The sequence below is a fragment of the Pseudoduganella sp. R-34 genome (assembly GCF_049904655.1).
Taxonomy (GTDB): domain Bacteria; phylum Pseudomonadota; class Gammaproteobacteria; order Burkholderiales; family Burkholderiaceae_D; genus Rugamonas.
Genome location: NZ_CP184572.1, coordinates 4096047 through 4120691, shown reverse-complemented (window position 1 = coordinate 4120691; position 24645 = coordinate 4096047). Strand labels below are relative to the sequence as shown.

22 protein-coding genes and 1 pseudogene are annotated in these 24645 nt (G+C 61.8%); 20 read left to right on the top strand and 3 right to left on the bottom strand.

What is annotated here, in order from left to right:
- The first annotated feature begins 146 nt into the window (after positions 1-146).
- The 10 genes from thrS to ACN9MW_RS18725 all read left to right on the top strand — a co-directional run bounded on the left by thrS (position 147) and on the right by ACN9MW_RS18725 (position 10408).
- A complete protein-coding gene (gene thrS, locus ACN9MW_RS18770; RefSeq protein WP_426172237.1) occupies positions 147-2054 on the top strand; it encodes a threonine--tRNA ligase in 1908 nt (635 codons plus the stop codon).
- Positions 2055-2630 (top strand): translation initiation factor IF-3, encoded by a 576-nt coding sequence (gene infC / locus ACN9MW_RS18765; RefSeq protein ID WP_426161989.1) that lies wholly within the window; start codon positions 2055-2057, stop codon positions 2628-2630.
- Positions 2631-2857: 227 nt separating this feature from the next.
- Entirely contained in the window at positions 2858-3055 is a 198-nt protein-coding gene (rpmI, locus tag ACN9MW_RS18760) for a 50S ribosomal protein L35 (protein WP_057262756.1), read from the top strand.
- 26 nt (positions 3056-3081) lie between these two features.
- The gene (gene rplT, locus ACN9MW_RS18755; RefSeq protein WP_028101213.1) at positions 3082-3441 is read left to right on the top strand and encodes a 50S ribosomal protein L20; all 360 of its coding nucleotides are present in this window, start codon (positions 3082-3084) and stop codon (positions 3439-3441) included.
- Between the two features lie 99 nt (positions 3442-3540).
- Positions 3541-4557, top strand: coding sequence for a phenylalanine--tRNA ligase subunit alpha (pheS, locus tag ACN9MW_RS18750; protein WP_426161988.1), 1017 nt, complete (start codon positions 3541-3543; stop codon positions 4555-4557).
- A gap of 122 nt (positions 4558-4679) precedes the next feature.
- Positions 4680-7106, top strand: coding sequence for a phenylalanine--tRNA ligase subunit beta (pheT, locus tag ACN9MW_RS18745; RefSeq protein ID WP_426161987.1), 2427 nt, complete (start codon positions 4680-4682; stop codon positions 7104-7106).
- A 137-nt stretch (positions 7107-7243) separates the two neighbouring features.
- The gene (locus ACN9MW_RS18740) at positions 7244-7591 is read left to right on the top strand and encodes an integration host factor subunit alpha (RefSeq protein ID WP_055925271.1); all 348 of its coding nucleotides are present in this window, start codon (positions 7244-7246) and stop codon (positions 7589-7591) included.
- Between the two features lie 17 nt (positions 7592-7608).
- Complete coding sequence (locus tag ACN9MW_RS18735; RefSeq protein WP_426161986.1) at positions 7609-8007, top strand: MerR family transcriptional regulator; 399 nt, start codon at positions 7609-7611, stop codon at positions 8005-8007.
- A gap of 154 nt (positions 8008-8161) precedes the next feature.
- On the top strand, positions 8162-8794 hold the full coding sequence (locus ACN9MW_RS18730; RefSeq protein WP_028101218.1) for a response regulator: 633 nt from the start codon (positions 8162-8164) through the stop codon (positions 8792-8794).
- Positions 8795-8875: 81 nt separating this feature from the next.
- The gene (locus ACN9MW_RS18725) at positions 8876-10408 is read left to right on the top strand and encodes a CHASE3 domain-containing protein (protein ID WP_426161984.1); all 1533 of its coding nucleotides are present in this window, start codon (positions 8876-8878) and stop codon (positions 10406-10408) included.
- Here the strand turns inward: ACN9MW_RS18725 and ACN9MW_RS18720 are convergent.
- From ACN9MW_RS18720 to ACN9MW_RS18710, 3 genes and pseudogenes are all read right to left on the bottom strand, one after another.
- Positions 10311-11120, bottom strand: coding sequence for a Crp/Fnr family transcriptional regulator (locus ACN9MW_RS18720; protein ID WP_426161983.1), 810 nt, complete (start codon positions 11118-11120; stop codon positions 10311-10313). The genes ACN9MW_RS18725 and ACN9MW_RS18720 overlap by 98 nt on opposite strands.
- Positions 11121-11284: 164 nt before the next feature.
- Positions 11285-11902, bottom strand: a complete 618-nt coding sequence (locus tag ACN9MW_RS18715; RefSeq protein WP_426172235.1) for a methyl-accepting chemotaxis protein — start codon at positions 11900-11902, stop codon at positions 11285-11287.
- Between the two features lie 235 nt (positions 11903-12137).
- A pseudogene (locus ACN9MW_RS18710) lies at positions 12138-12584 on the bottom strand (methyl-accepting chemotaxis protein); the annotation flags it as partial.
- Positions 12585-13347: 763 nt separating this feature from the next.
- On the opposite strand from ACN9MW_RS18710, the gene ACN9MW_RS18705 reads away from it, so the two are divergent.
- From ACN9MW_RS18705 to ACN9MW_RS18660, 10 genes are all read left to right on the top strand, one after another.
- The gene (locus tag ACN9MW_RS18705) at positions 13348-14019 is read left to right on the top strand and encodes a response regulator transcription factor (protein ID WP_426161982.1); all 672 of its coding nucleotides are present in this window, start codon (positions 13348-13350) and stop codon (positions 14017-14019) included.
- Between the two features lie 5 nt (positions 14020-14024).
- Positions 14025-15365 carry a sensor histidine kinase gene (locus tag ACN9MW_RS18700; protein ID WP_426161981.1) on the top strand — a complete coding sequence of 447 codons (1341 nt, stop codon included), beginning with the start codon at positions 14025-14027 and terminating at the stop codon, positions 15363-15365.
- A gap of 96 nt (positions 15366-15461) precedes the next feature.
- Positions 15462-15920, top strand: coding sequence for a type IV pilin protein (locus tag ACN9MW_RS18695; protein ID WP_426161980.1), 459 nt, complete (start codon positions 15462-15464; stop codon positions 15918-15920).
- On the top strand, positions 15914-16510 hold the full coding sequence (locus tag ACN9MW_RS18690) for a GspH/FimT family pseudopilin (protein WP_426161979.1): 597 nt from the start codon (positions 15914-15916) through the stop codon (positions 16508-16510). The genes ACN9MW_RS18695 and ACN9MW_RS18690 overlap by 7 nt, the downstream gene beginning before the upstream one ends.
- A gap of 10 nt (positions 16511-16520) precedes the next feature.
- Entirely contained in the window at positions 16521-16910 is a 390-nt protein-coding gene (locus tag ACN9MW_RS18685; protein WP_426161978.1) for a type IV pilus modification PilV family protein, read from the top strand.
- Positions 16911-16925: 15 nt separating this feature from the next.
- Entirely contained in the window at positions 16926-18032 is a 1107-nt protein-coding gene (locus ACN9MW_RS18680; RefSeq protein WP_426161977.1) for a PilW family protein, read from the top strand.
- A gap of 4 nt (positions 18033-18036) precedes the next feature.
- A complete protein-coding gene (locus tag ACN9MW_RS18675; RefSeq protein WP_426161976.1) occupies positions 18037-18678 on the top strand; it encodes a pilus assembly PilX family protein in 642 nt (213 codons plus the stop codon).
- Positions 18679-18693: 15 nt separating this feature from the next.
- Positions 18694-22326, top strand: a complete 3633-nt coding sequence (locus ACN9MW_RS18670; RefSeq protein WP_426161975.1) for a pilus assembly protein — start codon at positions 18694-18696, stop codon at positions 22324-22326.
- Positions 22327-22336: 10 nt separating this feature from the next.
- Complete coding sequence (locus ACN9MW_RS18665; RefSeq protein WP_426161973.1) at positions 22337-22924, top strand: hypothetical protein; 588 nt, start codon at positions 22337-22339, stop codon at positions 22922-22924.
- Positions 22925-22980: 56 nt separating this feature from the next.
- A complete protein-coding gene (locus ACN9MW_RS18660; protein ID WP_426161972.1) occupies positions 22981-24612 on the top strand; it encodes a peptide chain release factor 3 in 1632 nt (543 codons plus the stop codon).
- Positions 24613-24645 lie beyond the last annotated feature (33 nt).

The window sequence follows — 24645 nt, the reverse complement described above, 5'->3', positions numbered from 1 at the left end:
TGACACCGCGAACTACCATCAAGGTTGGTGAGTGACGCTAGTCGATCGGCTTTCTTTTGCTTGTTCAATTGAAGAAAAACGCGGCTAGCCCGCGTTTTTTTTCGTCCATTTTTTCCAGCATTACCTTTTTCTTCCGGAGATCCATGATGGTTTCAATCCGACTGCCCGACGGTTCCGTCCGCCAATTCGATGCACCCCTGACCGTGGCGCAGGTTGCGTCCAACATCAGCACCAGCCTGGGCAAAGCAGCCCTGGCCGGCAAAGTTGATGGCAAGGTCGTTGATACTTCCTTCCTGATCGAGAAGGACTCCGATGTCGCCATAGTGACCGACAAGGATCCGGAAGGCCTGGACGTGATTCGCCACTCGACCGCCCACTTGCTGGCGTACGCCGTCAAGGAACTGTTCCCTGATGCGCAAGTGACCATCGGGCCGGTCATTGAAAACGGCTTCTATTACGACTTCTCCTACAAGCGTCCGTTCACCCCGGACGACCTGGTGGCAATCGAGAAGAAAATGGCGGAATTGGCGAAGAAGGACGAGCAGGTGACCCGCAAGGTCCTGCCGCGCGACGAGGCCGTGGCTTATTTCAAGTCCATCAATGAGCACTACAAGGCCGAGATCATCGCTTCGATCCCGTCCAATGAAGACGTGTCGCTGTACACCGAAGGCAATTTCACCGACCTGTGCCGCGGCCCGCACGTGCCATCGACCGGCAAGCTGAAGGTCTTCAAGCTGATGAAGCTGGCCGGCGCCTACTGGCGCGGCGACAGCAAGAACGAAATGCTGCAGCGTGTGTATGGCACCGCCTGGACCAAGAAGGAAGACCAGGAGCAGTACCTGTTCCAGCTGGAAGAAGCGGAAAAGCGCGACCATCGCAAGCTGGGCAAGCAGCTGGACTTCTTCCACTTCCAGGATGAGGCTCCGGGCCTGGTGTTCTGGCACCCGAAAGGCTGGACCATCTGGCAGCAAGTGGAACAATACATGCGCCGCAAGTACCAGGAAAACGGCTACCAGGAAGTGAAGGCGCCGCAGATCCTGGACGCTTCGCTGTGGGGCAAGACCGGCCACTGGGAAAACTACCGCGAAAACATGTTCGTGACCGAGTCCGAAAACCGTTCCTACGCGCTGAAGCCGATGAACTGCCCGGGTCACGTGCAGATCTTCAACAGCGACCTGCGTTCCTACCGCGACCTGCCGCTGCGCTACGGTGAATTCGGCCAGTGCCACCGCAACGAGCCATCCGGCGCGCTGCACGGCATCATGCGCGTGCGCGGCTTCACCCAGGACGACGGCCACATCTTCTGCACCAACGAGCAGATCGAGCCGGAAGTGGTGGCCTTCCACCAGCAGGCGATGGAAGTCTATAAAGATTTCCATTTCGAGAACATCGACGTGAAGCTGGCGCTGCGTCCGGACAACCGCATCGGCGACGACGAGGTGTGGGATAAAGCGGAAGAAGCGCTGCGCTCGGGCCTGCGCGCTTGCGGCGTGACCTGGACCGAACTGCCGGGCGAGGGTGCATTCTACGGTCCGAAAATCGAGTATCACCTGAAGGATTCGCTGGGCCGCCCATGGCAGGTCGGCACCATGCAGGTCGACTTCTTCATGCCGGGCCGCCTGGGTGCCGAATATGTCGCGGATGATAACACCCGCAAGACTCCGGTCATGCTGCACCGTGCGATCGTGGGTTCGCTGGAGCGCTTCATCGGTATCCTGATCGAGAACTACGCCGGCGCGCTGCCGATGTGGCTTGCTCCTCAGCAAGTATCGATTCTGAACATCAGCGACGCCCAGGCGGATTACTGCAAGGCGCTTGAATCCAGGCTGCGCAAGCTGGGCTTCCGCGTTGCTGCTGATTTGCGCAACGAGAAGATTACGTATAAAATCCGCGAACATTCCGTCCAAAAAGTGCCTTTCATTCTCGTGGTGGGCGACAAAGAACGGGATGCCAACACCGTGGCCGTGCGTGCGCGGGGCAATGTCGATCTGGGCGTCATGTCGATCGAAGCCCTGGTGGAGCGACTTCAGAACGAGGTCGAGACCAAAGCCTAAATGCGGGGGAGCCCCGCAACCGGCCTACTAACCAAAATTGAAGGAAACACCATAGCTACTGACAAGTCTTCCCATCGCATCAATGGCGAGATCACCCACCCTGAAATGCGTCTATCGGGTGTGGATAATGAACCGCTGGGCATCGTAAGCCTGGCCGAAGCCTTCCGCCTGGCGGAAGAGGCCGATGTCGACCTGGTCGAGATCGCGCCGAACGCGAATCCTCCAGTCTGCCGGCTGATGGATTACGGTAAGTTCAAGTATTCGGAACAGAAGAAGGCGCACGAAGCCAAGTTGAAGCAGAAGGTGATCTCGGTGAAGGAAGTCAAATTCCGCCCCGGCACCGATGATGGCGACTACAACATCAAGCTGCGCAACCTGATCAAGTTCCTGGAAGACGGTGACAAGACCAAGATCACCCTGCGTTTCCGCGGCCGTGAAATGGCCCACCAGGATATCGGCATGCGCATGCTCGAGCGTCTGAAGGCTGACCTGGAGCCGCATGGCCAGGTCGAGCAGTTCCCCAAGATGGAAGGCCGCCAGATGATCATGGTGCTGGCGCCGAAGAAGAAGAAGTAAAACCGGTAAACCAGTGCCTGACCCACAGGGTCGGGCACTGTCTGAGCAACGGCCGCGTGTCTTTGACCCGCGGCCGTTGCTTATACAGGGTCTGACCCTGCGGGTCAGACCCAGGTTTACCGGTTTTGAAGAATGTTGTGCTATACTCCCGGGTTCCCGTGAGAGTAGGCACCAAAAGTGCAGCGAAGGGCTGCCACCTACAATCCGGTCATTATTGGAGCATTCACATGCCAAAAATGAAAACCAAGAGCTCCGCGAAAAAACGTTTTCGCGTGCGCCCAGGTGGCACCGTTAAGTCGGGCATGGCTTTCAAACGCCACATCCTGACCAAGAAGACCACCAAAAACAAGCGTCAACTGCGTGGCACCCGTAACATCAATGCGTCGGACGTGACTAGCGTTCTGCGTATGATGCCGTCCGCTTAATCTCACTCGTTATTTAAGGAGCTACTATGCCTCGAGTAAAACGTGGGGTTACCGCGCGTGCCCGTCATAAGAAAGTACTGAACCTGGCCAAGGGTTACCGCGGTCGTCGCAGCAAAGTATTCCGTATTGCCAAGCAAGCAGTGATGCGCGCTGGCCAGTACGCATACCGCGACCGTCGTAACAAGAAGCGCGTCTTCCGCGCCCTGTGGATCACCCGTATCAACGCGGCTGCCCGCGAACACGGCGTTACCTACAGCGTGTTCATGAACGGTCTGAAGAAGGCCGCTATTGAACTGGACCGTAAGGTCCTGGCTGATATGGCTGTGATGGACAAGCCTGCATTTGCAGCGATTGTCAACGTCGTCAAAGCCAAGATCGCTGCTTAATTGCCAGTGATGCGCGCTGTCTTCGGGCAGCGCTCATAAGAAGCGGGACATGGCTTAGCTATGTCCCGTTTTTAATTTCCAAAACAGGAAAATCGTCGGATGAACTCGCTCGAACAACTCGTCGTCTCCGCGCAGGCTGATTTCCTCGCCGCCGTAGACGCTGCCGCACTTGAAAACGCCAAAGCCAAGTACCTTGGCAAGACTGGCCAGATCACCGAAATGATGAAGGGCCTGGGCAAGCTGGACCCTGAAGAGAAAAAGGCGCAGGGCGCCCTGATCAACGCTGCGAAAGTGCAGATCGAGGCCGCGCTGACCGCGCGCCGTGACGCGCTGGCGGAAGCGCAGTTGCAACTGCGCCTGAATGCCGAAGCGATCGACGTATCGCTGCCAGGCCGCGGCCGTTCCAAAGGCGGCATCCATCCTGTGATGCGCACCTGGGAACGCGTGGAAGAAATCTTCCGCTCGATCGGCTTCGACGTCGCTGCGGGCCCTGAAATCGAAACCGACTGGACCAACTTCACCGCCCTGAATTCGCCTGAGAACCATCCGGCGCGTTCGATGCAGGATACCTTCTACGTTGAAGGCAACGACAGCACCGGCAAGCCGCTGCTGCTGCGTACCCACACCTCGCCGATGCAGGTGCGCTACGCCCGCAACAACAAGCCGCCGATCAAGGTGATCGCGCCTGGCCGCACCTATCGCGTGGACTCGGATGCGACCCACTCGCCGATGTTCCACCAGGTCGAGGGCCTGTGGATTGCGGAGGACATTTCCTTCGCTGACCTGAAGGGCGTGTACCTGAATTTCGTTAAGGCTTTCTTTGAGACGGATGACCTGCAAGTGCGCTTCCGTCCTTCGTATTTTCCGTTCACGGAGCCGTCGGCGGAGATCGATATCGCTTTCGGTAGCGGCCCACTGAAAGGGCGCTGGCTGGAGGTTTCGGGCTCGGGGCAGGTGCATCCGAATGTGGTGCGCAACTTCGGCCTTGATCCGGAAAAGTACATCGGCTTTGCGTTCGGCTCCGGCCTTGAGCGCTTGACCATGCTGCGCTATGGGGTCAATGACCTGCGCTTGTTCTATGAAGGCGATCTGCGCTTCCTGAAGCAGTTCAACTAAAACCGGTAAAGCGGTGTCTGACCCGCAGGGTCAGACACCAGTCTGCCGAAGCTACGGGCCAAGTGTCTGACCCTGTGGGTCAGACACTGGTTTACCGGTTCTAAAAGATACGAAAGCTGACTATGCAATTCTCTGAAAACTGGCTGCGCACCATGGTCGATCCGAAGATGACTTCGGATGAGCTGGCACACATGCTGACCATGTCCGGCCTCGAAGTGGAAGACATCGATCCAGTAGCGCCGCCGTTCACCAACGTTGTGGTGGGCCATGTGCGCGAAACCGCCAAGCACCCGAACGCCGACCGCCTGAACGTCTGCCAGGTCGACGTGGGCACCGGCACGCTGCTGAACATCGTCTGCGGCGCGCCGAACGTGCGTCCAGGCCTGAAGGTCGCGTGCGCCATGGCCGGCGCCGTGCTGCCGCCTGGCGCCGACGGCAAGCCGTTCGAAATCAAGGTTGGCCAGCTGCGCGGCGTCGAGTCGCAAGGCATGCTGTGTTCCGCGCGCGAACTGAAGCTGTCGGAAGACCACGGTGGCCTGATCGAACTGCCGGACGACGCGCCGATCGGCCAGAACATCCGTGACTACTTCGCGCTGAACGATCTGAAATTCACCATCAAGCTGACCCCGAACAAGGCAGACTGCCTGTCCGTGCTGGGCGTGGCGCGTGAAGTGGCGGCGCTGACCGGCTCGCAACTGAACCTGCCGCAGAACCGCATCGTGCCGGTCACGCTGGACGAAAAGCTGGCGGTGAAGGTGAGCGCTCCAGACCTGTGCGGGCGCTTTGCCGGCCGCGTGATCCGCGGCCTGAACGCCAAAGCCGAAACCCCGGCCTGGATGAAGCAGCGCCTGGAGCGCAGCGGCCAGCGTCCGGTGTCGGCACTGGTCGACATTTCCAACTACGTGATGCTGGAAATGGGCCGTCCTTCGCACGTGTTCGACCTGGACAAGATCCATGGTTCGCTGGACGTCCGCTGGGGCAAGAAGGGCGAACAGATCAAGCTCCTGAACGGCAACACCATTGAAGTCGATGAGTGGGTGGGCGTGATCGCCGACGACAAGGAACTGGAATCGCTGGCCGGCATCATGGGCGGCGACGCTACCGCCGTGTCGGACGATACAAGCAACATCTACCTGGAAGCGGCTTTCTGGTGGCCGAACGCCATCCAGGGCCGCGCCCGCAAATACAACTTCTCGACCGATGCGGCACACCGCTTCGAGCGCGGCGTGGACTTCGCATCGATCCCCGAGCACCTGGAGCGCATTACCGCGCTGCTGGTGGAAATCTGCGGCACGCCTGACACCAAGGTCGGCGCCATCGACGACCAGGTCGTCAACCTGCCGCAGCGCGCTCCGGTGCAAATGCGCACCGCCCGCGCCGCGAAGGTAATTGGCGTAGCGTTGAACGATGAGATGGTTGCCGATATTTTCACGCGCCTGGGCCTCGCGTTCACGCTGGCAGACGGTGTATTCAGCGTCACTTCGCCGTCCTACCGTTTCGACATCGAAATCGAAGAGGACCTGATCGAAGAAGTGGCCCGCGTGTACGGCTTCGAGAACATCCCGACCCTGCCGCCAATCGCCGCAAACGAGATGCGCATCGCACCGGAAGACACCCGTTCGATCTTCGCTGTGCGCCACCAGCTGGCTGACCTGGGCTTCCAGGAAGTGGTCAACATGAGCTTCGTGGAAGCGCAGTGGGAGCTGGACTTCAACGGCAACGACAGCCCGATCAAGCTGCAGAATCCGATCGCCTCCCAGATGTCCGTCATGCGTTCGTCGCTGATCGGCAGCCTGGTGGCGAACGTGCGCTACAACGTCAACCGCAAGCAGCCGCGCGTGCGCCTGTTCGAGGTTGGCGCCATTTTCAAGCGCGACGCTTCCGTGCAGGACGGCCCTTTGACCGTGGCCGGCTATGACCAGCCGCAGCGCGTCGCTGCCATGGCTTACGGCCCGGTAGCCGACGAGCAGTGGGGACAGAAAGCCCGCGACGTTGACTTCTTCGACGTCAAGGCTGACCTGGAAGCCCTGTTTGCCCCGCGCCAGCTGCGCTTTGCGAAGCTGGCTCACCCGGCCCTGCACCCGGGCCGCGCCGCTTCGGTGGAACTGGATGGCAAGGTGATCGGCTTTATCGGCGAACTGCATCCGCGCTGGCTGCAAAAGTACGACCTGCCGAAGGCGCCAGTGTTGTTCGAAGTCGATGCCGTTGCGTTGCAGCAACGCCGCGTGCCAGAATATGAAGAGATTTCGAAATTCCCTGGCACCACGCGCGACGTCGCCCTGGTGGTGAAACAGGTCGTTCCCGTGCAGGACCTGCTCGACGCCTTCCATGGTGCCGTGACGGCCCATGCTCAAGGGCGCATTGTGCAAGCCATTGTTTTGTTTGATGAATATCGCGGCCAAGGCCTGGAAAGCGACGAAAAATCGCTTGCTTTCCGCTTTAGCTTGCAAGATACTCAAAACACCCTGCAGGATGATGTCGTGGACGAGCTGATGAAGACGCTGACCGCCCATGTCGTCTTGGCACACGGTGCAAAACTGCGGGCTTGATTTAACAATTCAGGATGACCAGCGAGTCCGGCACTGCCGGACTCATGTACTTTAAAAGGCAGGGCAGCAAAATTAACAACAACGACGTCGATTCCGCCGTACTTGAATCCGCATTGGACGCCGAGTTGCACAGCGCGATGCAGAACGCCAAGGTACGCCAGGAAGCTGAAAAAGATTTGCCGACGCTGACCAAGGCAGAACTGGCCGAACTTTTGTTCGAACAGGTGGGCCTGAACAAGCGCGAGGCCAAGGACATGGTCGAAACCTTCTTTGACGAGATCCGCAATGCGCTGGAACGCGGCGAAGCGGTGAAGCTGTCCGGTTTCGGCAACTTCCAGCTGCGCGACAAGCCGCAGCGTCCGGGCCGTAACCCGAAAACCGGCGAGGAGATCCCGATCACGGCACGCCGTGTGGTGACCTTCCACGCCAGCCAGAAGCTGAAAGGCATGGTCGAAGACAGCGCCGGTACGGCGCGCGCATCCTGAGCTGCATAGGTGCGTGAATGAACGACCGACCTGGCAAGGCAGACCTGGTAGTGTTGCCGCCGATCCCGGCGAAACGCTACTTCACCATTGGCGAGGTCAGCGAACTGTGCGGTGTGAAGCCGCATGTGCTGCGCTATTGGGAACAGGAATTCACCCAGCTGAAACCGGTCAAACGGCGCGGCAACCGCCGCTATTACCAGCATCATGAAGTGCTGCTGATCCGCCGCATCCGCGAGCTGCTGTACGAGCAGGGCTTCACGATCAGCGGCGCCCGCAACAAGCTCGATAGCCGCGCTGCCGATTCGGCGCAAGGCGAGTATGATGAAACTCCTGGCATGGCACATGAAGCGCCGCCGCTGGACCGCGAGATGCTGCGCAGCGAGCTGCAAGGCATCCTCGAGCTACTAAAGTTGTAAGCAGCTGTAGCAAGGGCGCTTAGGCGTCCTTTTTTTCGGTTAGACTCGGCTAAACTGTTAAACCATTGGTGCTACAATATTAACGTTATGATTTTGCTAGTGATATTGCAGACGCTGGCTCCGTTCCCAAGCTAGGAATTCAAGAGGGAAGACAATGATTCGCGTAGCCATCTGTGACGACCACCAGATTGTACGGGCGGGTTTCAAGCAAATCTTTTCGTCGTCGGACGAATTCAGCGTAGTCGCTGAAGGCAGCACCGGGCGGGAAGCGCTCGACATCGCACGCAAGGAAGTGTGCGACGTGCTGTTGCTTGACATCGCCATGCCGGACCAGAGCGGTATCGATACTCTGCGTACCATCCGCCAGGGCCAGCCGGACTTGCCGGTGCTGATCCTGTCCGGCTATCCAGCCCAGCAATATGCGCTCAACCTGTTCAAGATGGGCGCCAACGGGTACCTGAACAAGGAATGCGAGGCGGAGGAGTTGATCAACGCCGTGCGCACCGTGCACCAGGGGCGCCGCTATGTCAGCTCGCAAGTGGGCGAACTGCTGGCGCAAAGCTTCGACCGCGATCCGAATACGGCCCTGCATACGGAGCTGTCGGACCGCGAATTCCAGGTGTTCCTGCGCCTGGCGCGCGGCGCCACCGTGTCCGACATCGGCACGGCGCTTTCGCTGAGCATCAAGACCGTGAGTACGTATCGCACGCGCATTATGGAGAAGATGGGCTTGCAGTCGAATAGTGACTTGACGTACTACGCAATGAAGAACAATTTGCTGGATTGATACGTCTGGTTACACTTTTGCGGTGCCGCACAATTAGCTTTCCGTGCGGCAGCATCTTGCTGCGGGTCTATAATGGGGAAAATGTACTTCACCATCGAACCAGCGCCCCGGCACCGGCTGCCGCTGTATAAAACGCTCTTGTGCGTGACCTGCGCGCTGATCCTCATCGTCAACGGTTTCAGCCTTTTCCACAATCTGCAATCGCTGAAGGGCGCCAATGAGCAGTTGGCGCTCAGCTCGCGCGTTGCCGAACGGCTGCAGTACCTGAACGTGCTGGTGCTCGATGCCGACAGCAGCGCGCGCGGCTATTTCATCTCCGGCAAGGAAACCTACCTGGGGCCGACGCGCTCGGTAGTCACCGAATCGGAGCAGCAGTTCCGCGAGCTGGAGAAACTGCTCGCGAATAATCCGATCCAGTTGAAAAACCTGCAGCAATTGCAGGTATTGGTGCGCAAGCGCATCGCCATCCTGACCCAGGCCATTGAGGTCTACAAGCACGGCGGGCTCGACGATATCGTCAATATTGCCAAGGTCAGCGACGAGCGCAGCGGCATGGATGAAATCCGCCTGCAAGTGGTGATCATGGTGCGCGAGCAGGGAGAAGCCATGTCGGCCCGCGCCGCCAGCTTCTACCAGGAATACCAGAAGGCCGTTGTGATGGGCGCCGGCATCAATGCCATCGCCATCGTGGTGCTGGTCATGTTCTACCAGCTGGTGCGGCGCAGTTTCGTGCACCGGGCAGCGGTGGAGCACGCGCTGCAATTGTCGAACGAAAGCCTGGAATCGATGGTGCAGCAGCGTACCGAGCAGCTATCGGTGCTGTCGCGTCACCTGATCTCGATCAGCGAAGAAGAGAAGATGCGGCTGTCGCGCGAGCTGCATGATGAGATGGGCGCCAACCTGACCTCGATCAGCATGGATATCGCGGCGGTCGCGCACCAGCTGCAAAAGACTAATCCTGAGCTGGCGGCCCAGCTGCGCCGTGCGCGCGGCACCCTGGTGGATACGGTGGAACTGAAGCGTCGCATCATCGAAGACCTGCGCCCGAGCCTGCTCGACAACCTTGGCCTGTGCGCGGCGATCGACAGCTACTGCGAAGACTTCACGCGCATGACCAATATCCCGTGTGAGACCGAGATCGGCCCCGATATTGACGCCGTTGCCAAGGCCGGCGACAGCAGCCTGTCGATTGCCTTGTTCCGTATCGTGCAGGAGTCGCTGACCAATATCCGCAAATACGCCAAGGCCGGCCATGTCAGCGTCTCGCTCAAGCTGCAGCGCGACGACATGCTGGTGCTGCGCATCATCGACGACGGTATCGGGATTGCCGCTCCAACGCTGGCCAAGCCAATGTCGCACGGCTTGCTGGGGATGCGGGAGCGGGCTTTGTTGCTGGGCGGAATCTTGAATATCCGCCGTGGGCGGGGTGACCGGGGAACCTGCATCGAGGTCTATATTCCCCTGAAGGGCCGGGGCAAGCGTCCTGTTGGCGCCGTGCCCCCGGCAATGCTGCATCCTAGCAGCACGCTACATCAGCGAGCAGGCGATCATATTCAATCTTCGCCACCTTATAGCACTCGCCCGCATAACGTTCCAGACCTTCACGATCAATGACGGTGATGTTGCCGCGGCGGTAGGTGATCATGCCGTCCTCCTGCAGCTTGCCGGCGGCGGCGGTGATCGATTCGCGGCGCACACCCAGCATGATCGAAATCATTTCCTGGGTCACCTTCAATTCGTTGCTTGGGGAGCGGTCCAGGCGGTCCAGCAACCAGCGGCACAGCTTCTGCTCGATCGAGCTGTGGCGGCCGCCGACGGCGTTCTGCGCCATCTGTGCGAACAGTGCTGCGTTGTAGCGCATCAGCAGCTGGGGCAGGGCGCCGCCCTGGTTGAAGGCGTCGCGCAGGGCTTGCGCTTTCAGGCGGTAGCCGTAGCCGGCGCTTTGCACCACGGCGGTGCTCATGGCGCGCTCACCGGCAAACATCGACACGCCCACCACGCCTTCGTGGCCGACCACGGCGATCTCGGTGGTCGCGCCGTCTTCCATCACGTACAGCAGGGACAGGATGGCAGTCGTCGGGAAGTAGACGTATTCCAGCTTGCTGCCGAATTCAAACAATTCTTTGCCGAAGGGCAGCTGCACCAGCTCCAGGTGCTCGAACAGGGACTCCAGTGCTTCACGAGGGAGGGCTGCCAGCAATTCATTTTGCTGGGCGCCGCTGTAGCTGACAACCGGCCGGGACGCAACTTTGAACTCCGTCGAACCAATAGGCATTGCTTGCGACAGCGAGTTCTTGGCAGAGACGCTAAGTTGAGTGTTGTTCATTTTATCCTCACAGAACTAAAGTACACGGTATTGCAGTCGGCATTCTTAGGGGTGCTGCTTGCCGATCGCGTTGGTAATACTTTAATTTTCTATGTGAGAGATGAACATAAGACCTGTTACCTCCGTCATGTAGGCTGGCAACATGGCAGTTTGTCAGGCTAGTCCTACAACATTGTAATTTTGGCTGGCGCACTGTTGAAAATCCTGCTTGCAGGGCCGAGGCGGAACTGTCCAAGGGCTTCGTGCAGGATGGCAGTTTCCGCGTGGACACGGCTGGCGCTTTCCGAGGCCTGGACCACCAGGGCGGCATTCTGCCGGGTCATGTCGTCAATACGGTGGAGCGCGCCATTGATGCGCGCGATCTCGCTGCGCTGACCCGCTTCGGCTTCTGTAATCCGGGTAATAACGTGCTCCATGCTGCGCACGGAAGCCACAACCTGGCTCATGGTGGCACCGGCGGCATCGACCTGGACGTTGCCGCTTTCGACCTTGCTGACCGAATCGCCGATCAGTTGCTTGATCTCCAGCGCAGCGGCCGCCGAATGTTGGGCCAGGCTGCGCACTTCGGTGGCCACCACGGCGAAGCCGCGCCCATGGTTTCCGGCCCGGGCCGCTTCCATGGCGGCGTTCAGCGCCAGGATATTGGTCTGGAACGCTATGCCGTCGATAACCCCGATAATGTCGGCAATGCGATCCGAACTGCTGCGAATTGCTGCCATTGTGTCGACTACGGCTCCGACGCTGGCGCCGCCGCGCAGGGCCACGCCGGCCGCCTGCCGCATCAGTTGGCGGCCGTCGTCGGCGTGGGCGCTGTTGCGGCGCACGGCGAATGACGGTGACGTGCAGGGCTTCAGCCTGGGTGCTGGTAGATCCGTGCAGTGCCGTGCTGCCGCTGGCCAGTTCGTCGGCGGCGCTGGCAATGCGCGCGGCGCCGCTGCGGATATCGGCGACCAGGCTTTCCAGTGCTGCCGTCATGCCGCTGAAGGCGTTTGCCAGCGCGCCGATTTCATCATGCGCCGGGGAGCTGATGCGAACGCTCAGGTCGCCCGCCGCAGCGGCGCGCACGGCATGGTTGAGTTGGCGAATGTCGCGCGTGAAGGGGGCATAGAAGCCGGCGCCCAGCCAGGCAGCGAGTGCGATGGAGAGCAGGACCACGGCGCCGACGGCGTTGCGGCGCACACGGTCTTGCGCAGCGCGTTCGGCCAGCAACTGTTGCAGCGCATCGGCACTGCTGCCGAACAGCGCGTGCAAAGCCGCAGCCGCTTGTTGGCCGGCGGCGTTGAAGTCCTTGCCGCTGCTCTGGTTGTAGGAGTTCAGCACCTCGTTGCGGGCGCGTTCGAGGAATGCAAGGGCGACCGGCACGGCGGCCAGGCGCGGCTGCAGGGCCGGCGCCAGCCCAGGGTGGTTGGCCAGGATGCCCTTGTATTGGCCCGGCAGGCGCTCCAGTTCATGGCGCGCCAGCATGGCGGTGGCATTCAGCATCTGGTCTTCATTGGCTTCGAACAGGCCGCTGTCGATGTAGGCGGCGCCGCGGCCGGTCATCACGGACAGGTTTTCCTCCAGGTCCGGCAGGCTCTTGAGGAAGGAGGCAATCAGGTAGGCGCTGCGTACTTCCGGGGCGAGCGACAGGCGTGAACGGTCGGCAGCCTGGGCGGCAAGGGCATCGGCCAGCGCGATCAGCCTGCTGTGCGCTGCAAAGCTGGCGCGTGCATCCAGGCCGGCCTGGCGCTGCTGCAGTTGCTGCCAGCCCTGTTCCAGCTCAGGCTGCGCGGGCAGGCCGGACAGCGTGCCGATGGCAAGCGGGCGCAGGCCCTGCAGCGCGGACGTGGCAGCCTGTCCTGCGGCGGCTATCGCGCGCGCGCCGTCTTGCTGCCTGGCGGCCAGGCGCAGGTGTTCCAGGTTGCGCTTTTCCTGCAGGCGGCGCAGCTCGTGCAATTGGCGGACATAGGCCAGGCCCTGGCGCTCCTGGATGGTGAAGGACACCGATTTGTGCAATTCGGCCACCAGCAGGCCCGAGGCAAGCAGCAGCGGCAGCAGGAAAACCAGGGAGTCGAGGGGCGAACTTGGGCAATAGTCGCAGCCTCTGCATGAGGGCGATGGCGGGGCGGACCAAGATCATGAGCGGGCTTTGGGCGAGGATTTTTGCGGCGCGATAATGATGCAAGGCAATTGTTACCTCGTGATGAATCGGGGCATAATGCGCGGTAATCAACTTATTCCACTCCCCATGCATGTAATCCTGGTAGAAGACGACGCAGTATTGGCCGACGGCGTAGTCCGGGTGTTGTCCGGCCATGGCATGAAAGTGGAACTGCTGCAAAACGGCAGCGAAGCCGATGCCATGCTGCAGCGTCCCGGCCAGGCCGACGTGCTGGTCCTTGATATCGGCCTGCCGGGCCTGGACGGCTTTGAAGTGGTGCGCCGCCTGCGCGCGCGCGGCAGCCAGCTGCCGGTGCTGTTGCTGACGGCGCGCGATGCGGTGGAAGACCGCGTGCGCGGCCTGGAGCTGGGCGCCGACGATTACCTGGTCAAGCCTTTCGCCACGCCGGAACTGGTGGCGCGCCTGCGCGCGCTGGCGCGGCGCCATGCGCCGAAGCCCAGCGTGCTGCAAATGGGCTCGCTAGTGCTGGACCTGGGCGCCAAGCGTGCCCGCGTGCGCGATACGGTGATCGACCTGTCGGTGCGCGAATGGGCGGTGCTGGAGTATCTGTTGCAGCACAGCGCGCGCGTGGTCAGCAAGCAGCAGATCATCGACGCCATCCTGCCCTGGGGGGAAGACGTGACGCCGAACGCGGTGGAAGTCTATATCTCGCGCATCCGCCAGAAGACGGCCGATGCCGGCATCAGCATCCGCACCATCCGCGGCTTCGGCTACATGCTGGAACCGGCCAATGGATAAGACTCTTGGATAGCATCCGCCTGCGCCTGCTCAAATGGCTGATCGGCCCGGTTCTCCTGCTGAACCTGGCCGGCGTTGCATTGAGCTATGCGCTGGCCTGGATCCCGGCCCAGATCGCCTTCGACCAGTCGCTCGGCGACGCCGCCGCCATGTTGGGCGCCCGCATCAGCGAACGTGAAGGGCGGCTGGTGCTCGACTTGCCGGAGGCCGCCGAGCGCGTCTTGCGCGAGGATGAGCTCGACAAGGTCTATTTTGCCTTGCGCGATGGCCAGGGCCGCCTGGTGGCCGGCGATGCCGTGCTGCCTGTCCTCCCGGCGCGTGCCGGTGCCCCTGCGGTTGACGGCGTGGTCGAGAACAACCCGGTGCGCCTGGTGGCGCTGCCGGTGCTGACCGGGCAGCAGCAGGGCATCGTGGTGGTGGCCAAGACGCTGCGCAAGCGCGGCCAGGCACGCACCGCCATCGTGCGCGCCTTGCTGCCGCTGGCGGCCGTGTTTACGCTGGCTTCGGTCGGCCTGGTCTGGTTTTCGGTCACCAATGGCCTGGCGCCCTTGCACAAGGTCAAGGCCGGCATCCAGGCGCGCAGCGCCGAAGACTTGTCGCCTATCCCGGCCGGCAGCGTGCCGCTGGAAGTGATGCCGATGGTGCACTCTTTTAATGGCTTGCTGGAGCGCGTGCGCGAAGGCGCCCAGGCGCAGCAAGACTTCCTGGCCAATGTGGCGCACCAGCTGCGGACCCCGCTGGCCGGCATGCGCACCCAGATCGAACTGCTGGCGGCGCAGGAGCGCACGCCGGCCGCGGCGTCGTCGCTGGCAATGATGCAGGCCTCGACCGAGCGCATGATCCGCCAGGTCAACCAGTTGCTGGCGCTGGCGCGCGCGGAACCTGGCCCCTTGCGCAAGACGCGCATGGAGCGCCTGTCGCTCGACCAGTTACTGGAAGAATCGATCCAGCATTTTGTCGAGCAGGCGCTGCGCAAGGAGATCGACCTCGGCTTCGACTTGCAGCCAACCAGGGTGACCGGCGACCGCTTCATGTTGCGGGACCTGGTCGACAACCTGGTCGACAATGCCATCCGCTACACGCCGCCCAAGGGGGCCGTCACGGTGAGCTGCTTCCCGCACCTGGGCGGCGGCATGCTGACGGTGGAAGACTCCGGTCCGGGCATTCCGCAGGCCAAGCGCGCCGCAGTCTTCCAGCGCTTCCAGCGCCTGGATGAAAAGACCAATGGCAGCGGTATCGGCCTGGCCATCGTCCGCGATATTGCCACTGCCCATGGCGCCAGTGTTGCCATCGACACTCCCGCCAGCGGGCAGGGTGCACTGTTTTCCGTGTATTTTCCCTCCTAAAACCGCTGCTGTCAGGTATTTGTCAGGTTTTCCTCAGGGAAATGCAAGCTTGCTTGTCTAGACTTGCACTATCAAATACCAGCTTTGGAGAAATACATGGAACAGCAGCAGTCCGGTGCATCCCGCCAGGCGGGCTTCACGCTGATTGAAATGATGGTGACCGTGGCAATTATCGCCATCCTCGCCGCGGTGGCGATCCCAGCCTACGGCGATTACATCAAGACCGGCCGCCTGCCGCAGGCGTCCAATAACCTGGCCAGCATGCGCGCCAAGCTGGAGCAATATTTCCAGGACAATCGCAGCTATGACGGCGCCTGCGTCGCCGGCACCATCGCCGCGCTGCCTCCTGCCGACGACTTTGTCTACACCTGTCCGACGCTGACGGCGACGACCTACGTGGTCAAGGCCGAAGGCCAGGGCAAGATGGCCGGCTTCACCTTCACGATCGACCAGTCGAACAACAAGAAGACGACGGCGCTGCCAAGCGGCTGGGGCTCGGCGTCGGAATCTGCGCCGATTACCTGCTGGGTGCGCAAAAAGGGTGGCACATGCTAGCGCGCCGCCAACAGGGCGCGACCCTGATCGAGCTGATGGTCGGCGTGACCGTCCTGGCGGTGCTGTTGGCCATGGGCGTGCCGGCGTTTTCAGCCTGGATGCAGGATGCCCAGAACCGCGCCGCCGCCGAATCGATCGTGAACGGCTTGCAGACCGCGCGTGCCGAGGCGGTGCGGCGCAATTCGGTCGTGCGTTTCACCCTGACCGGCGCGGAAGGCCAGGTGGGCTGGACTGTCGGCTGCCCGACCGTGACCACCACCTGCCCGGCAGATATCCAGACCCGTTCGGCGGGTGAAAGCAGCAAGCTGGTCAAGGTGACGGTCAGCGCCGATCCGATCCCGGTGCCGGCTCCGGCCGGCTATTTCACGGCGCAGATCAGCGATGCGGGGGCACTGCCGGCCGAGATCAATTTCGACGGCTTGGGCCGCGTGTATACGCCACCGGCCGGCACCTTGTTCAACCGCGCCGACGTGACCAGCACGGCCAGTGCCAGCGCGCGCCGCTATGTGGTGGTGGTATCGAGCGGCGGCCAGATCCGCATGTGCGATCCGAAAATGTCCTATGCCACCGATCCGCGTGGCTGCAGCTAAGGAGAATCCCATGAAGTCTCAACGCACATTGCGGGAACAAGGGGGCATAGCACTGGTGGAGGCCTTGGTCGCCATCGTGATTTTTGCGTTCGGCGTGCTGGCCATCGTCGGCTTGCAGGCCGCTTCGGTGCGCCAGGTGAGCGACGCCAAGTACCGCATCGACGCTGCCAATGTGATCAGCCAGTCGCTGGGTGCGATGTGGGCCGACCGCGAGCGCATCCAGCTGCATGCCGTCAGGGACCAGGCCGTCAGCTCTTTGCCGAACGGGAAACTGACGGTCGTGGTGCCCGGCCCGTGGACTGCGGAAGTCGGTGTCACGGTCACGGTGACCGTGACTTGGCAAGTGCCGGGCGAGAGCGCCGTTCATACACAGACCAGCGTGCAATTCATCGCTGGTTAGAAAAGGAATAATCCAATGCACGACAAGCAAAACGGTTTCGGCCTGGTCGAGATCATGGTGGGCCTGGGCGTCGGCATGCTGGCCATGGTGGTCGTGATGCAGGTGTTCAGCCAGGCGGAAGGACAGAAGCGCACCACCACCGGCGGCGCCGATGCGCAGAGCAACGGCGCGATCGCCCTGTCCATGATCGAACGCGATGGCAAGATGGCAGGCTGGGGCATGGCCAATTCGATGTTCTCCGACTGCAATACCACCTACTCTTATTGCGACGGCGACCTGAGCTGTGGTGGATCGGCTGGGCCGATCACCGGGCTGTCGATGGCGCCGGTGGCCATCACCGACGGCGGCAACGGGCCCGACAGCTTCCTGGTGCAGTATTTCGCCAACCCGCGCGAAGGTTCGTTCCGCTATCCATCCAATACGGAACTGCGCAGCAATATGCCGCAGCCATCGTCGGAGCTGAATGTCGGCAACACGGCCGGCTGCCGGGAAGGCGACCTGATCCTGGTGCAGCAGGCGGGCAAGTGCACGCTGATGCAGGCGACCCAGATCCAGGACCAGGCCTTGAAGATCCAGCATAACCCTGGCGCCAGCGGTCATTACAACCCGCCGGCCAATTACCAGAACGCCAACAACTGGCCCGCTTATACCAAGCCTGCGAAGCTGTCCTGTTTCACGGCCCCACCGGGCGGCGCCCTGTTCCAGCGTTCCTATAGCGTGAACAACCTGCACCAGCTGCTGCGTTCGGACAATTCGGCCAGCCCGGCGATCGTCAACGACGTCGTGGCGCCCGAGATCGTCGACATGCAGCTGGAGTACGGGATCTCGACGGCCACCGAGTCGTGGGTCAGCGCCTGGACCCCTGCTACCGGCACCTGGGCCAACCCCTCGGCCGCTGATATCAAGCTGGTCAAGGCGGTGCGCATCGCCCTGGTCGCGCGCAGCGTGCAGTACGAGAAACCGGAACCCAACCAGCAATGCGCAACCACGACCAGCGACATGGTCAGCAAGTGGTCGAGCTGGGCAACATTCAATACCAGCGGCTATCCGGCCGACTGGAAGTGCTACCGCTACAAAGTGTTCGAGACGATTGTGCCATTGCGCAATGTCATTTGGGGATAAGACGATGAAACACAGCAAACGAGCCGGCGCAGTCCGGCAAGCCTGGCAGCAGGGCGTCATCCTGCCCATCACCCTGATCGTGCTGGTGGCCATGACGCTGGCCGGCATCGCGCTGCTGCGTTCGGTTGATACCTCGGCCGTGATCGCGGGCAACCTGGCCTTCAAGCAAAGCGCCACCGCCAGCGGCGATGCCGGCGTGGAAGCGGGCATCGCCTGGCTGATCCAGACCGCACCAAGCGGCTCCCTCGACCAGGACATGCCGGGCAGCGGCTATTACGCCACCCGCCAGGATGCTCTCGACCTGACCGGCAACAAGCGTGATTCCGAAGGTGCTGGCACAGCCGATGACGACCTGAATTGGGACAATGCCGCAGCCGTCGTCAAGCTGGGCGCCGATGCGGCCGGCAACCAGGTGGCTTATGTCATCCACCGCATGTGCGATAACGCCGGCCCGCTGGACGCGCGCACCTGCTCCACGCAGCAGACCTTCAGTAAGGGCTATGACGAAGGTGCGCAGGGCGCGATGGAGGGCTACCGCCCACCCAAATTCGACAGCTCGGCCACCCGGGCTTTCTACCGTATTACGGCACGGGTATCCGGGCCGAGGAACACCACCAGCTACGTTCAGGCTGTGGTCTCAATCTAACGCAGGAGAATTCAGATGGACTGGACCAATGTCCCACCGCCGGGCCTGCGTGCCTTGCTCGCATCGCTCGGCCTGAGCCTGGCGCTGGCTGCCCAGCCAGTGTCCGCCGCCCCGACCGAGCTGGCCGATATCCCGCTGGCCAACGCGTCGACCGCCCCGATCTTACCCAACATTATGTTGGACCTCGACAATTCCGGCAGCATGGCGTGGAGCTATATGCCCGACTACGTGCGCTACACTTCGCTGGGCAACTTCGGCACCATGTGCCGCGGGCCTAACAAGAACAACACTCTGGTGGTGTGCGAGCCTGGCGACCCGCCATTCTTTGCCAGCGCCTTTAACGGGCTGTATTACAACCCGGCGATCCGCTACATGTGGCCGACCAAGGCCGACGGCACACGCCTGGCCGACCACAAGGGGAATACCTCCTATGCGGCGTCGTGGACTGCCGTGCCGAGCGACGGCTATGGCGTGCAGTTGATCGACGATACCAGCGCCGAGCAGCCTGACACTACGCCGTGCAAGGGGGTGGTGTCCGGTGGTAACTGTCCGCGCCTGTCAAATACTGCCGTGACCAACCTGGTGACCGGCTACCCGGAGCGCATGTGGTGCAGTCACACCTATGATGTGCCGCCGAGCGCGAATTGCAAGCAGGCAGTGGAGAACGGCAGCTATTCGTATCCGGATAACACCTACAAGTACCTGTATGCGAAGGACGGCGCGCCTTTCTACTACAACGTCAGCGTTGAGTGGTGCAAGACTGCGGATAGCGCGCCCAACCAGAATTTCGGCAAGGCAGGCAGCTGCCAGGCCAAGAAGACGGACACCTACAAGTACGTGCGCTACTCCAACTGGTCGCGCGTCGACATTACGCCGTCCACGAAGTTCCCGGCCAAGGCAGCAGGACGCACCGATTGCGCAGGAAACATCTGCACCTATCAGGAGGAGATGGCGAACTTCGCGACCTGGTACGCCTGGTACCGCACGCGTACCCAGATGACCAAGAGCGCGATCGGCCAGGCATTCAAGGATGTGCGCGGCACCCCGGTTGCCACCGACCCCGACGATTCGGCCTACCTGCACGCACGCATTGGCTTGACCACCATTAACAATCCCATCGCACTGGATATCGCCAACTTCGACGCTGCACAGAAGGAGAAGTTCTATACCGATCTGTACAGCTTCGATCCGCTTGGCGGCACGCCATTGCGCAATTCGCTTGATTCGCTGGGCAAGATGTACAAGGGCACCAGCACGCGTTACAAGGACCCGGTGCAGTATTCCTGCCAGAAGAACTTTACGATCCTGGCGACGGACGGTTACTGGAACGACAGCTATAACGGCGTGGCCGACACCGACGGCGCTGCGGGGGTGACGCTGCCATCGCGCGACGCCCTGCAAACACCCAATACGCTGGCGGACGTGGCCTATTACTACTACCATAACGACCTGCGCACATCCTGCAGCTCGAGCGATGTCTGCACCAATAACGTTGCGCCATCGGGCGCAAATGCGGATGTGGATGACGTGGCGCAACACCAGCACATGACCACGTTCACCATCGGCCTCGGGGTCGACGGCACCCTGACTTACGATCCCAACTACAAGACCAGCAACAGCGGGGATTACTTCAATATCAAGCAGGGCGTGACCAAATGGCCAGCCCCGAGCGGTAATGCACCCGAAACCATTGATGATCTGTGGCACGCTGCCGTCAATGGCCGCGGCACCTATTTCAGCACCAAGGACCCGGCGGCGCTGGAAGGCGGCTTGCGCAAGGCGCTGCGCAGCATTGACAGCGTGACCGGCAACGGTGCGGCGGCGGCGACCAGCGCGCTGCAGCCAACTGCCGGCGACAATTTCATCTATGTGGCGACGTACCGCACCGTGAAGTGGGACGGCGACGTGAGCGGCTATTCCCTTGACCTGTCGACCGGTGCAGTGTCGAAGGATCCCTTCTGGCAAGCGGAGCCGCTGCTGCGCAACAAGATCGCCGCGACCGGCGATAGCGATACGCGCGTGATCTACACCGCCGACGGCACCACCCGTACCTTGTTTAGCACGGGCAAGGGCGGCCTGACGGCAGCCCAGCTGGCGCTGTTCGACACCAACAGGCTGAGCCAGGCCAGCACCTGGTCCAGCACGCAGAAGACCGCTGCCACCGCAGCCTCGCTGGTGAACTACCTGCGCGGGCAAGACCGCAATGAAGACCAGGAGCGCGTGCTGACGTACGGCGCTTACGAGCGCCTGTACCGCGACCGCGAGAAAGCGCTGGGCGATATCGTCCATGCGCAGCCGATCTATGTGAAAGCGCCGCCGTTCAATTTCGATGACGATGGCTATCAGGAATTCAAGGCTGCCAAGGCAGACCGCCTGCCGACGCTATACACCTCGGCCAACGATGGCATGCTGCATGCCTTCGACGGCGAATCCGGCCAGGAACGCTGGGCCTACGTGCCGCCGATGGTCTTGCCGAATATGTGGCGCCTGGCCGATGCCAATTATGGCAGCCAGCACCGCTACTACCTGGACGGCCCGCTGGCCATGAGCGATGCGAAGATCAACGGCAGCTGGAAAACGGTGCTGATAGGCGCCATGGGCAAGGGCGGCCGCGGCTACTTCGCGCTGGATGTGACTGACCCTACCGATCCGCGCCCGCTGTGGAACTACACGGCAGACGATAATCCGAAAATGGGTTACAGCTTCGGCACGGCCTTCATCACCAAGATGGCCGATGGCCGCTGGGTGGCCGTGCTGCCATCGGGCTACAACAACGTGCCGGAAGGTACCAAGTATGCCGGCGGCGACGGCGGCGGCTACGTATTCGTGCTCGACCTCGCCAGTGGCTCGCTGTTGAAAACCATTGCGACCGGCGTTGGCAGCAACGTAAACCCAAGCGGCCTGGGGCGCATCAACGTGCGCTCGCCTGACTTCACGACCAATAACACGGCAGTCGGCGCCTACGGCGGCGACCTGACTGGCGCCATGTGGCGTTTCGACCTGGAAAAGGGCACGGCCAGCAAGCTGGCCGATTTCCCGGGCAAGCCGATCATGGTTGCACCGGTTATCGGCCAGATCCAGGACAAGCTGGCGATCTTCTATGGTACCGGCCGCTACCTGGGGCAGAGCGACCTGGACGATGTTGACACCCAGACCATCTACGGCATCAAGGACGATGGCGTTACCACGGTAAATGCCGGCAGCCCGCTGGTGGCGCAAACGGTCACGACCAGCGGCACAGCGCGCAACATCAGCCGCGATGCGGTTGAATGGTCCAGCAAGATGGGCTGGTATGTGGACTTGCCGGATACCGGTGAGCGCATCACGCTCTCGCCGCAATTGTTCCTTGGCACCCTGATTTTCGCGTCCACGGTGCCATCGGTGTCGGCCTGCCAGCCAGGCGGCTACAGCTGGCTGTACCAGCTCGATTACAAGACCGGCGGCAACGTCCAGGTGAACGTGGCGGGCGGCTTGAAGTATGCCTCGCCGATTGTCGGTAACAGCGTGGTCAAGCTGCCGAACGGCACCCCGATGATCTATCCGGTTGGTGCGTCGAACGGCATGGGCGTGCCGCAGGTATTGCGTGTCGGCCCTGGCGATCCGAGCGACGCGAAGATCCGCGTCCTGTGGCGCGAGATTTCGGACTGACGGAACTGTAATGGAAGCCCGTCTGCGGCCCTGGCTGGCGCTGGCAATATCGGCGATGGCGCATGTGGCCCTCGCCCTGTTCCTGGTCGGCCAGGCCAGCCGCGTCGCCGGCGAAGGCGGCAGTTCGGCTTCGCCTGGGCCAGCCATGATGGTGCGCCTGGTCGGTGCGACACAGCCGGCGCCGGACAAGGCTCCGCTGCCCGTTGCGCAGCCACCGGCCGCGGTGCCGATGCTTCCCATGCAGCCGGTGCAGGCGCAGGCTGCGGCGGGCACGGACGGCGTCGCCGGGGCGGCCGAACGGCACTACTTCGGCGCCGACGCGATGACCCGCCAACCGGAAGTAGCCGAGGGGCTGGTGGCGGGCAGGTTGCTGGTGGTGCCGGGGATTACCCCCCAGTCCGTGGCCTTGCAGGTCTGGATCAGCGATGAAGGCGCGGTCGAACGCGTCGCCCTTGATTCGCCGATGTCGGAGAAAGAAGAGCAACTGCTGCTGGCGGCTTTCGCCAGCGTCAGGTTCCAGCCGGGCCGGATCGGCCGCATCGCCGTACGTAGCCACCTGGCGCTGGAAGTCATGCTCGATTATGCCGTCCGGCTGTGAGGGGAGTGGTGGTAAAATAGCGGGTTTTCCGTCTGCGCCAACCCCTGGCTGCCATCATGTCTGACGATATCCAAATTCAAAGCTCGAGCAAGACCCCTGCGCTGATTGCACGCGAGGTTGCCCGCCGCCGTACTTTCGGCATTATTTCCCACCCCGACGCGGGTAAAACCACCTTGACCGAGAAGCTGCTGCTGTTCTCGGGCGCGATCCAGATGGCCGGTACCGTCAAGGCCCGCAAGAGCGGCCGCCATGCCACCTCCGACTGGATGGAAATCGAGAAGCAGCGCGGCATTTCCGTGGCGTCCTCGGTGATGCAGTTCGAGTTCCGCGACCACATCATCAACTTGCTCGACACGCCGGGCCACCAGGACTTTTCCGAAGATACCTATCGCGTGCTGACCGCGGTCGACTCGGGCCTGATGGTGATCGACGCGGCCAAGGGCGTGGAAGCGCAGACCATCAAGCTGCTTGACGTTTGCCGCATGCGCAATACGCCGATCGTCACCTTCATGAACAAGCTGGATCGCGAATGCCGCGATCCGCTCGAGTTGCTCGATGAAGTGGAATCGGTGCTGAAGATCCAGTGCGCGCCGGTGACCTGGCCGATCGGCATGGGCAAGAACTTCCGCGGTGTCTACCACCTGATCAACGACGAGATCCTGCTGTTCCGCGCCGGCGAAGAGAGCGTGCAAAGCTTCGAGGTGATCAAGGGTATCGACAATCCGCGCCTGCAGGAGATGTTCCCCCTGGAGATGGACCAGCTGCGCATGGAAGTGGAGCTGGTACATGGCGCCTCCCATCCGTTCAGCCTGGAAGACTTCCTGGCCGGCAAGCAGACCCCGGTCTTCTTCGGCTCCGCGATCAACAACTTCGGCGTGCGCGAGATCCTGTCCGCGCTGGTCGACTGGGCGCCCGCGCCGGAATCGCGCGATGCGTCGGTGCGTACCGTGCAGCCGACCGAGGAGAAGTTTTCCGGCTTCGTGTTCAAGATCCAGGCCAATATGGACCCGGCGCACCGCGACCGTATCGCCTTCCTGCGCGTTTGCTCCGGCCGATTCGAGCGCGGCATGAAGGTCAAGCACCTGCGCCTGAACCGCGAGGTGAAGGTGTCGTCCGTGGTCACGTTCATGGCCTCGTCGCGCGAGCAGGTGGAAGAGGCTTACGCCGGCGACATCATCGGCTTGCCGAACCACGGCAATATGCAGATCGGGGATTCCTTCTCTGAAGGCGAGATGCTGCAGTTCACCGGCATTCCGTACTTTGCGCCGGACTTCTTCCGCCAGGTGCGCATCCGTAACCCGCTGAAGATCAAGCAGCTGCAGAAAGGCTTGCAGCAGCTGGGTGAAGAGGGCGCTGTGCAGGTGTTCAAGCCGGTGCAGGGCGGTGAGGTGGTACTGGGCGCGGTCGGCGTGCTGCAGTTCGAAGTGGTGGCTTCGCGCCTGATGAATGAGTACGGCGTGGATGCGGTGTTCGAGAGCACCTCGATTTCGACTGCGCGCTGGGTTTCCAGCGATGACAAGAAGGCGCTGGCCGATTTCGAAGCGGCGCTCGGTCATAACGTGGCGTATGACGCGGCGGGCAACCTGGCTTACCTGGCTACTTCCGGCGTCAACCTGCGCCTGACCCAGGAGCGCTGGCCGAAGCTGACCTTCCACGCGACGCGCGAGCACGCGACCAAGCTGGATTAAAACCCGGTGAGGCGGGTCTGACCCAAGGGTCAG

What these genes read in the sequence shown, in the direction of transcription:
- thrS (WP_426172237.1), top strand. Translation starts at nt 147, where the DNA reads ATGGTTTCAATCCGACTGCCCGACGGTTCCGTCCGCCAATTCGATGCA.
- infC (WP_426161989.1), top strand. Translation starts at nt 2,055, where the DNA reads ATGCGGGGGAGCCCCGCAACCGGCCTACTAACCAAAATTGAAGGAAAC.
- rpmI (WP_057262756.1), top strand. Translation starts at nt 2,858, where the DNA reads ATGCCAAAAATGAAAACCAAGAGCTCCGCGAAAAAACGTTTTCGCGTG.
- rplT (WP_028101213.1), top strand. Translation starts at nt 3,082, where the DNA reads ATGCCTCGAGTAAAACGTGGGGTTACCGCGCGTGCCCGTCATAAGAAA.
- pheS (WP_426161988.1), top strand. Translation starts at nt 3,541, where the DNA reads ATGAACTCGCTCGAACAACTCGTCGTCTCCGCGCAGGCTGATTTCCTC.
- pheT (WP_426161987.1), top strand. Translation starts at nt 4,680, where the DNA reads ATGCAATTCTCTGAAAACTGGCTGCGCACCATGGTCGATCCGAAGATG.
- ACN9MW_RS18740 (WP_055925271.1), top strand. Translation starts at nt 7,244, where the DNA reads ATGCAGAACGCCAAGGTACGCCAGGAAGCTGAAAAAGATTTGCCGACG.
- ACN9MW_RS18735 (WP_426161986.1), top strand. Translation starts at nt 7,609, where the DNA reads ATGAACGACCGACCTGGCAAGGCAGACCTGGTAGTGTTGCCGCCGATC.
- ACN9MW_RS18730 (WP_028101218.1), top strand. Translation starts at nt 8,162, where the DNA reads ATGATTCGCGTAGCCATCTGTGACGACCACCAGATTGTACGGGCGGGT.
- ACN9MW_RS18725 (WP_426161984.1), top strand. Translation starts at nt 8,876, where the DNA reads ATGTACTTCACCATCGAACCAGCGCCCCGGCACCGGCTGCCGCTGTAT.
- ACN9MW_RS18720 (WP_426161983.1), bottom strand. Translation starts at nt 11,120, where the DNA reads ATGAACAACACTCAACTTAGCGTCTCTGCCAAGAACTCGCTGTCGCAA.
- ACN9MW_RS18715 (WP_426172235.1), bottom strand. Translation starts at nt 11,902, where the DNA reads ATGCGGCAGGCGGCCGGCGTGGCCCTGCGCGGCGGCGCCAGCGTCGGA.
- ACN9MW_RS18705 (WP_426161982.1), top strand. Translation starts at nt 13,348, where the DNA reads ATGCATGTAATCCTGGTAGAAGACGACGCAGTATTGGCCGACGGCGTA.
- ACN9MW_RS18695 (WP_426161980.1), top strand. Translation starts at nt 15,462, where the DNA reads ATGGAACAGCAGCAGTCCGGTGCATCCCGCCAGGCGGGCTTCACGCTG.
- ACN9MW_RS18690 (WP_426161979.1), top strand. Translation starts at nt 15,914, where the DNA reads ATGCTAGCGCGCCGCCAACAGGGCGCGACCCTGATCGAGCTGATGGTC.
- ACN9MW_RS18685 (WP_426161978.1), top strand. Translation starts at nt 16,521, where the DNA reads ATGAAGTCTCAACGCACATTGCGGGAACAAGGGGGCATAGCACTGGTG.
- ACN9MW_RS18680 (WP_426161977.1), top strand. Translation starts at nt 16,926, where the DNA reads ATGCACGACAAGCAAAACGGTTTCGGCCTGGTCGAGATCATGGTGGGC.
- ACN9MW_RS18675 (WP_426161976.1), top strand. Translation starts at nt 18,037, where the DNA reads ATGAAACACAGCAAACGAGCCGGCGCAGTCCGGCAAGCCTGGCAGCAG.
- ACN9MW_RS18670 (WP_426161975.1), top strand. Translation starts at nt 18,694, where the DNA reads ATGGACTGGACCAATGTCCCACCGCCGGGCCTGCGTGCCTTGCTCGCA.
- ACN9MW_RS18665 (WP_426161973.1), top strand. Translation starts at nt 22,337, where the DNA reads ATGGAAGCCCGTCTGCGGCCCTGGCTGGCGCTGGCAATATCGGCGATG.
- ACN9MW_RS18660 (WP_426161972.1), top strand. Translation starts at nt 22,981, where the DNA reads ATGTCTGACGATATCCAAATTCAAAGCTCGAGCAAGACCCCTGCGCTG.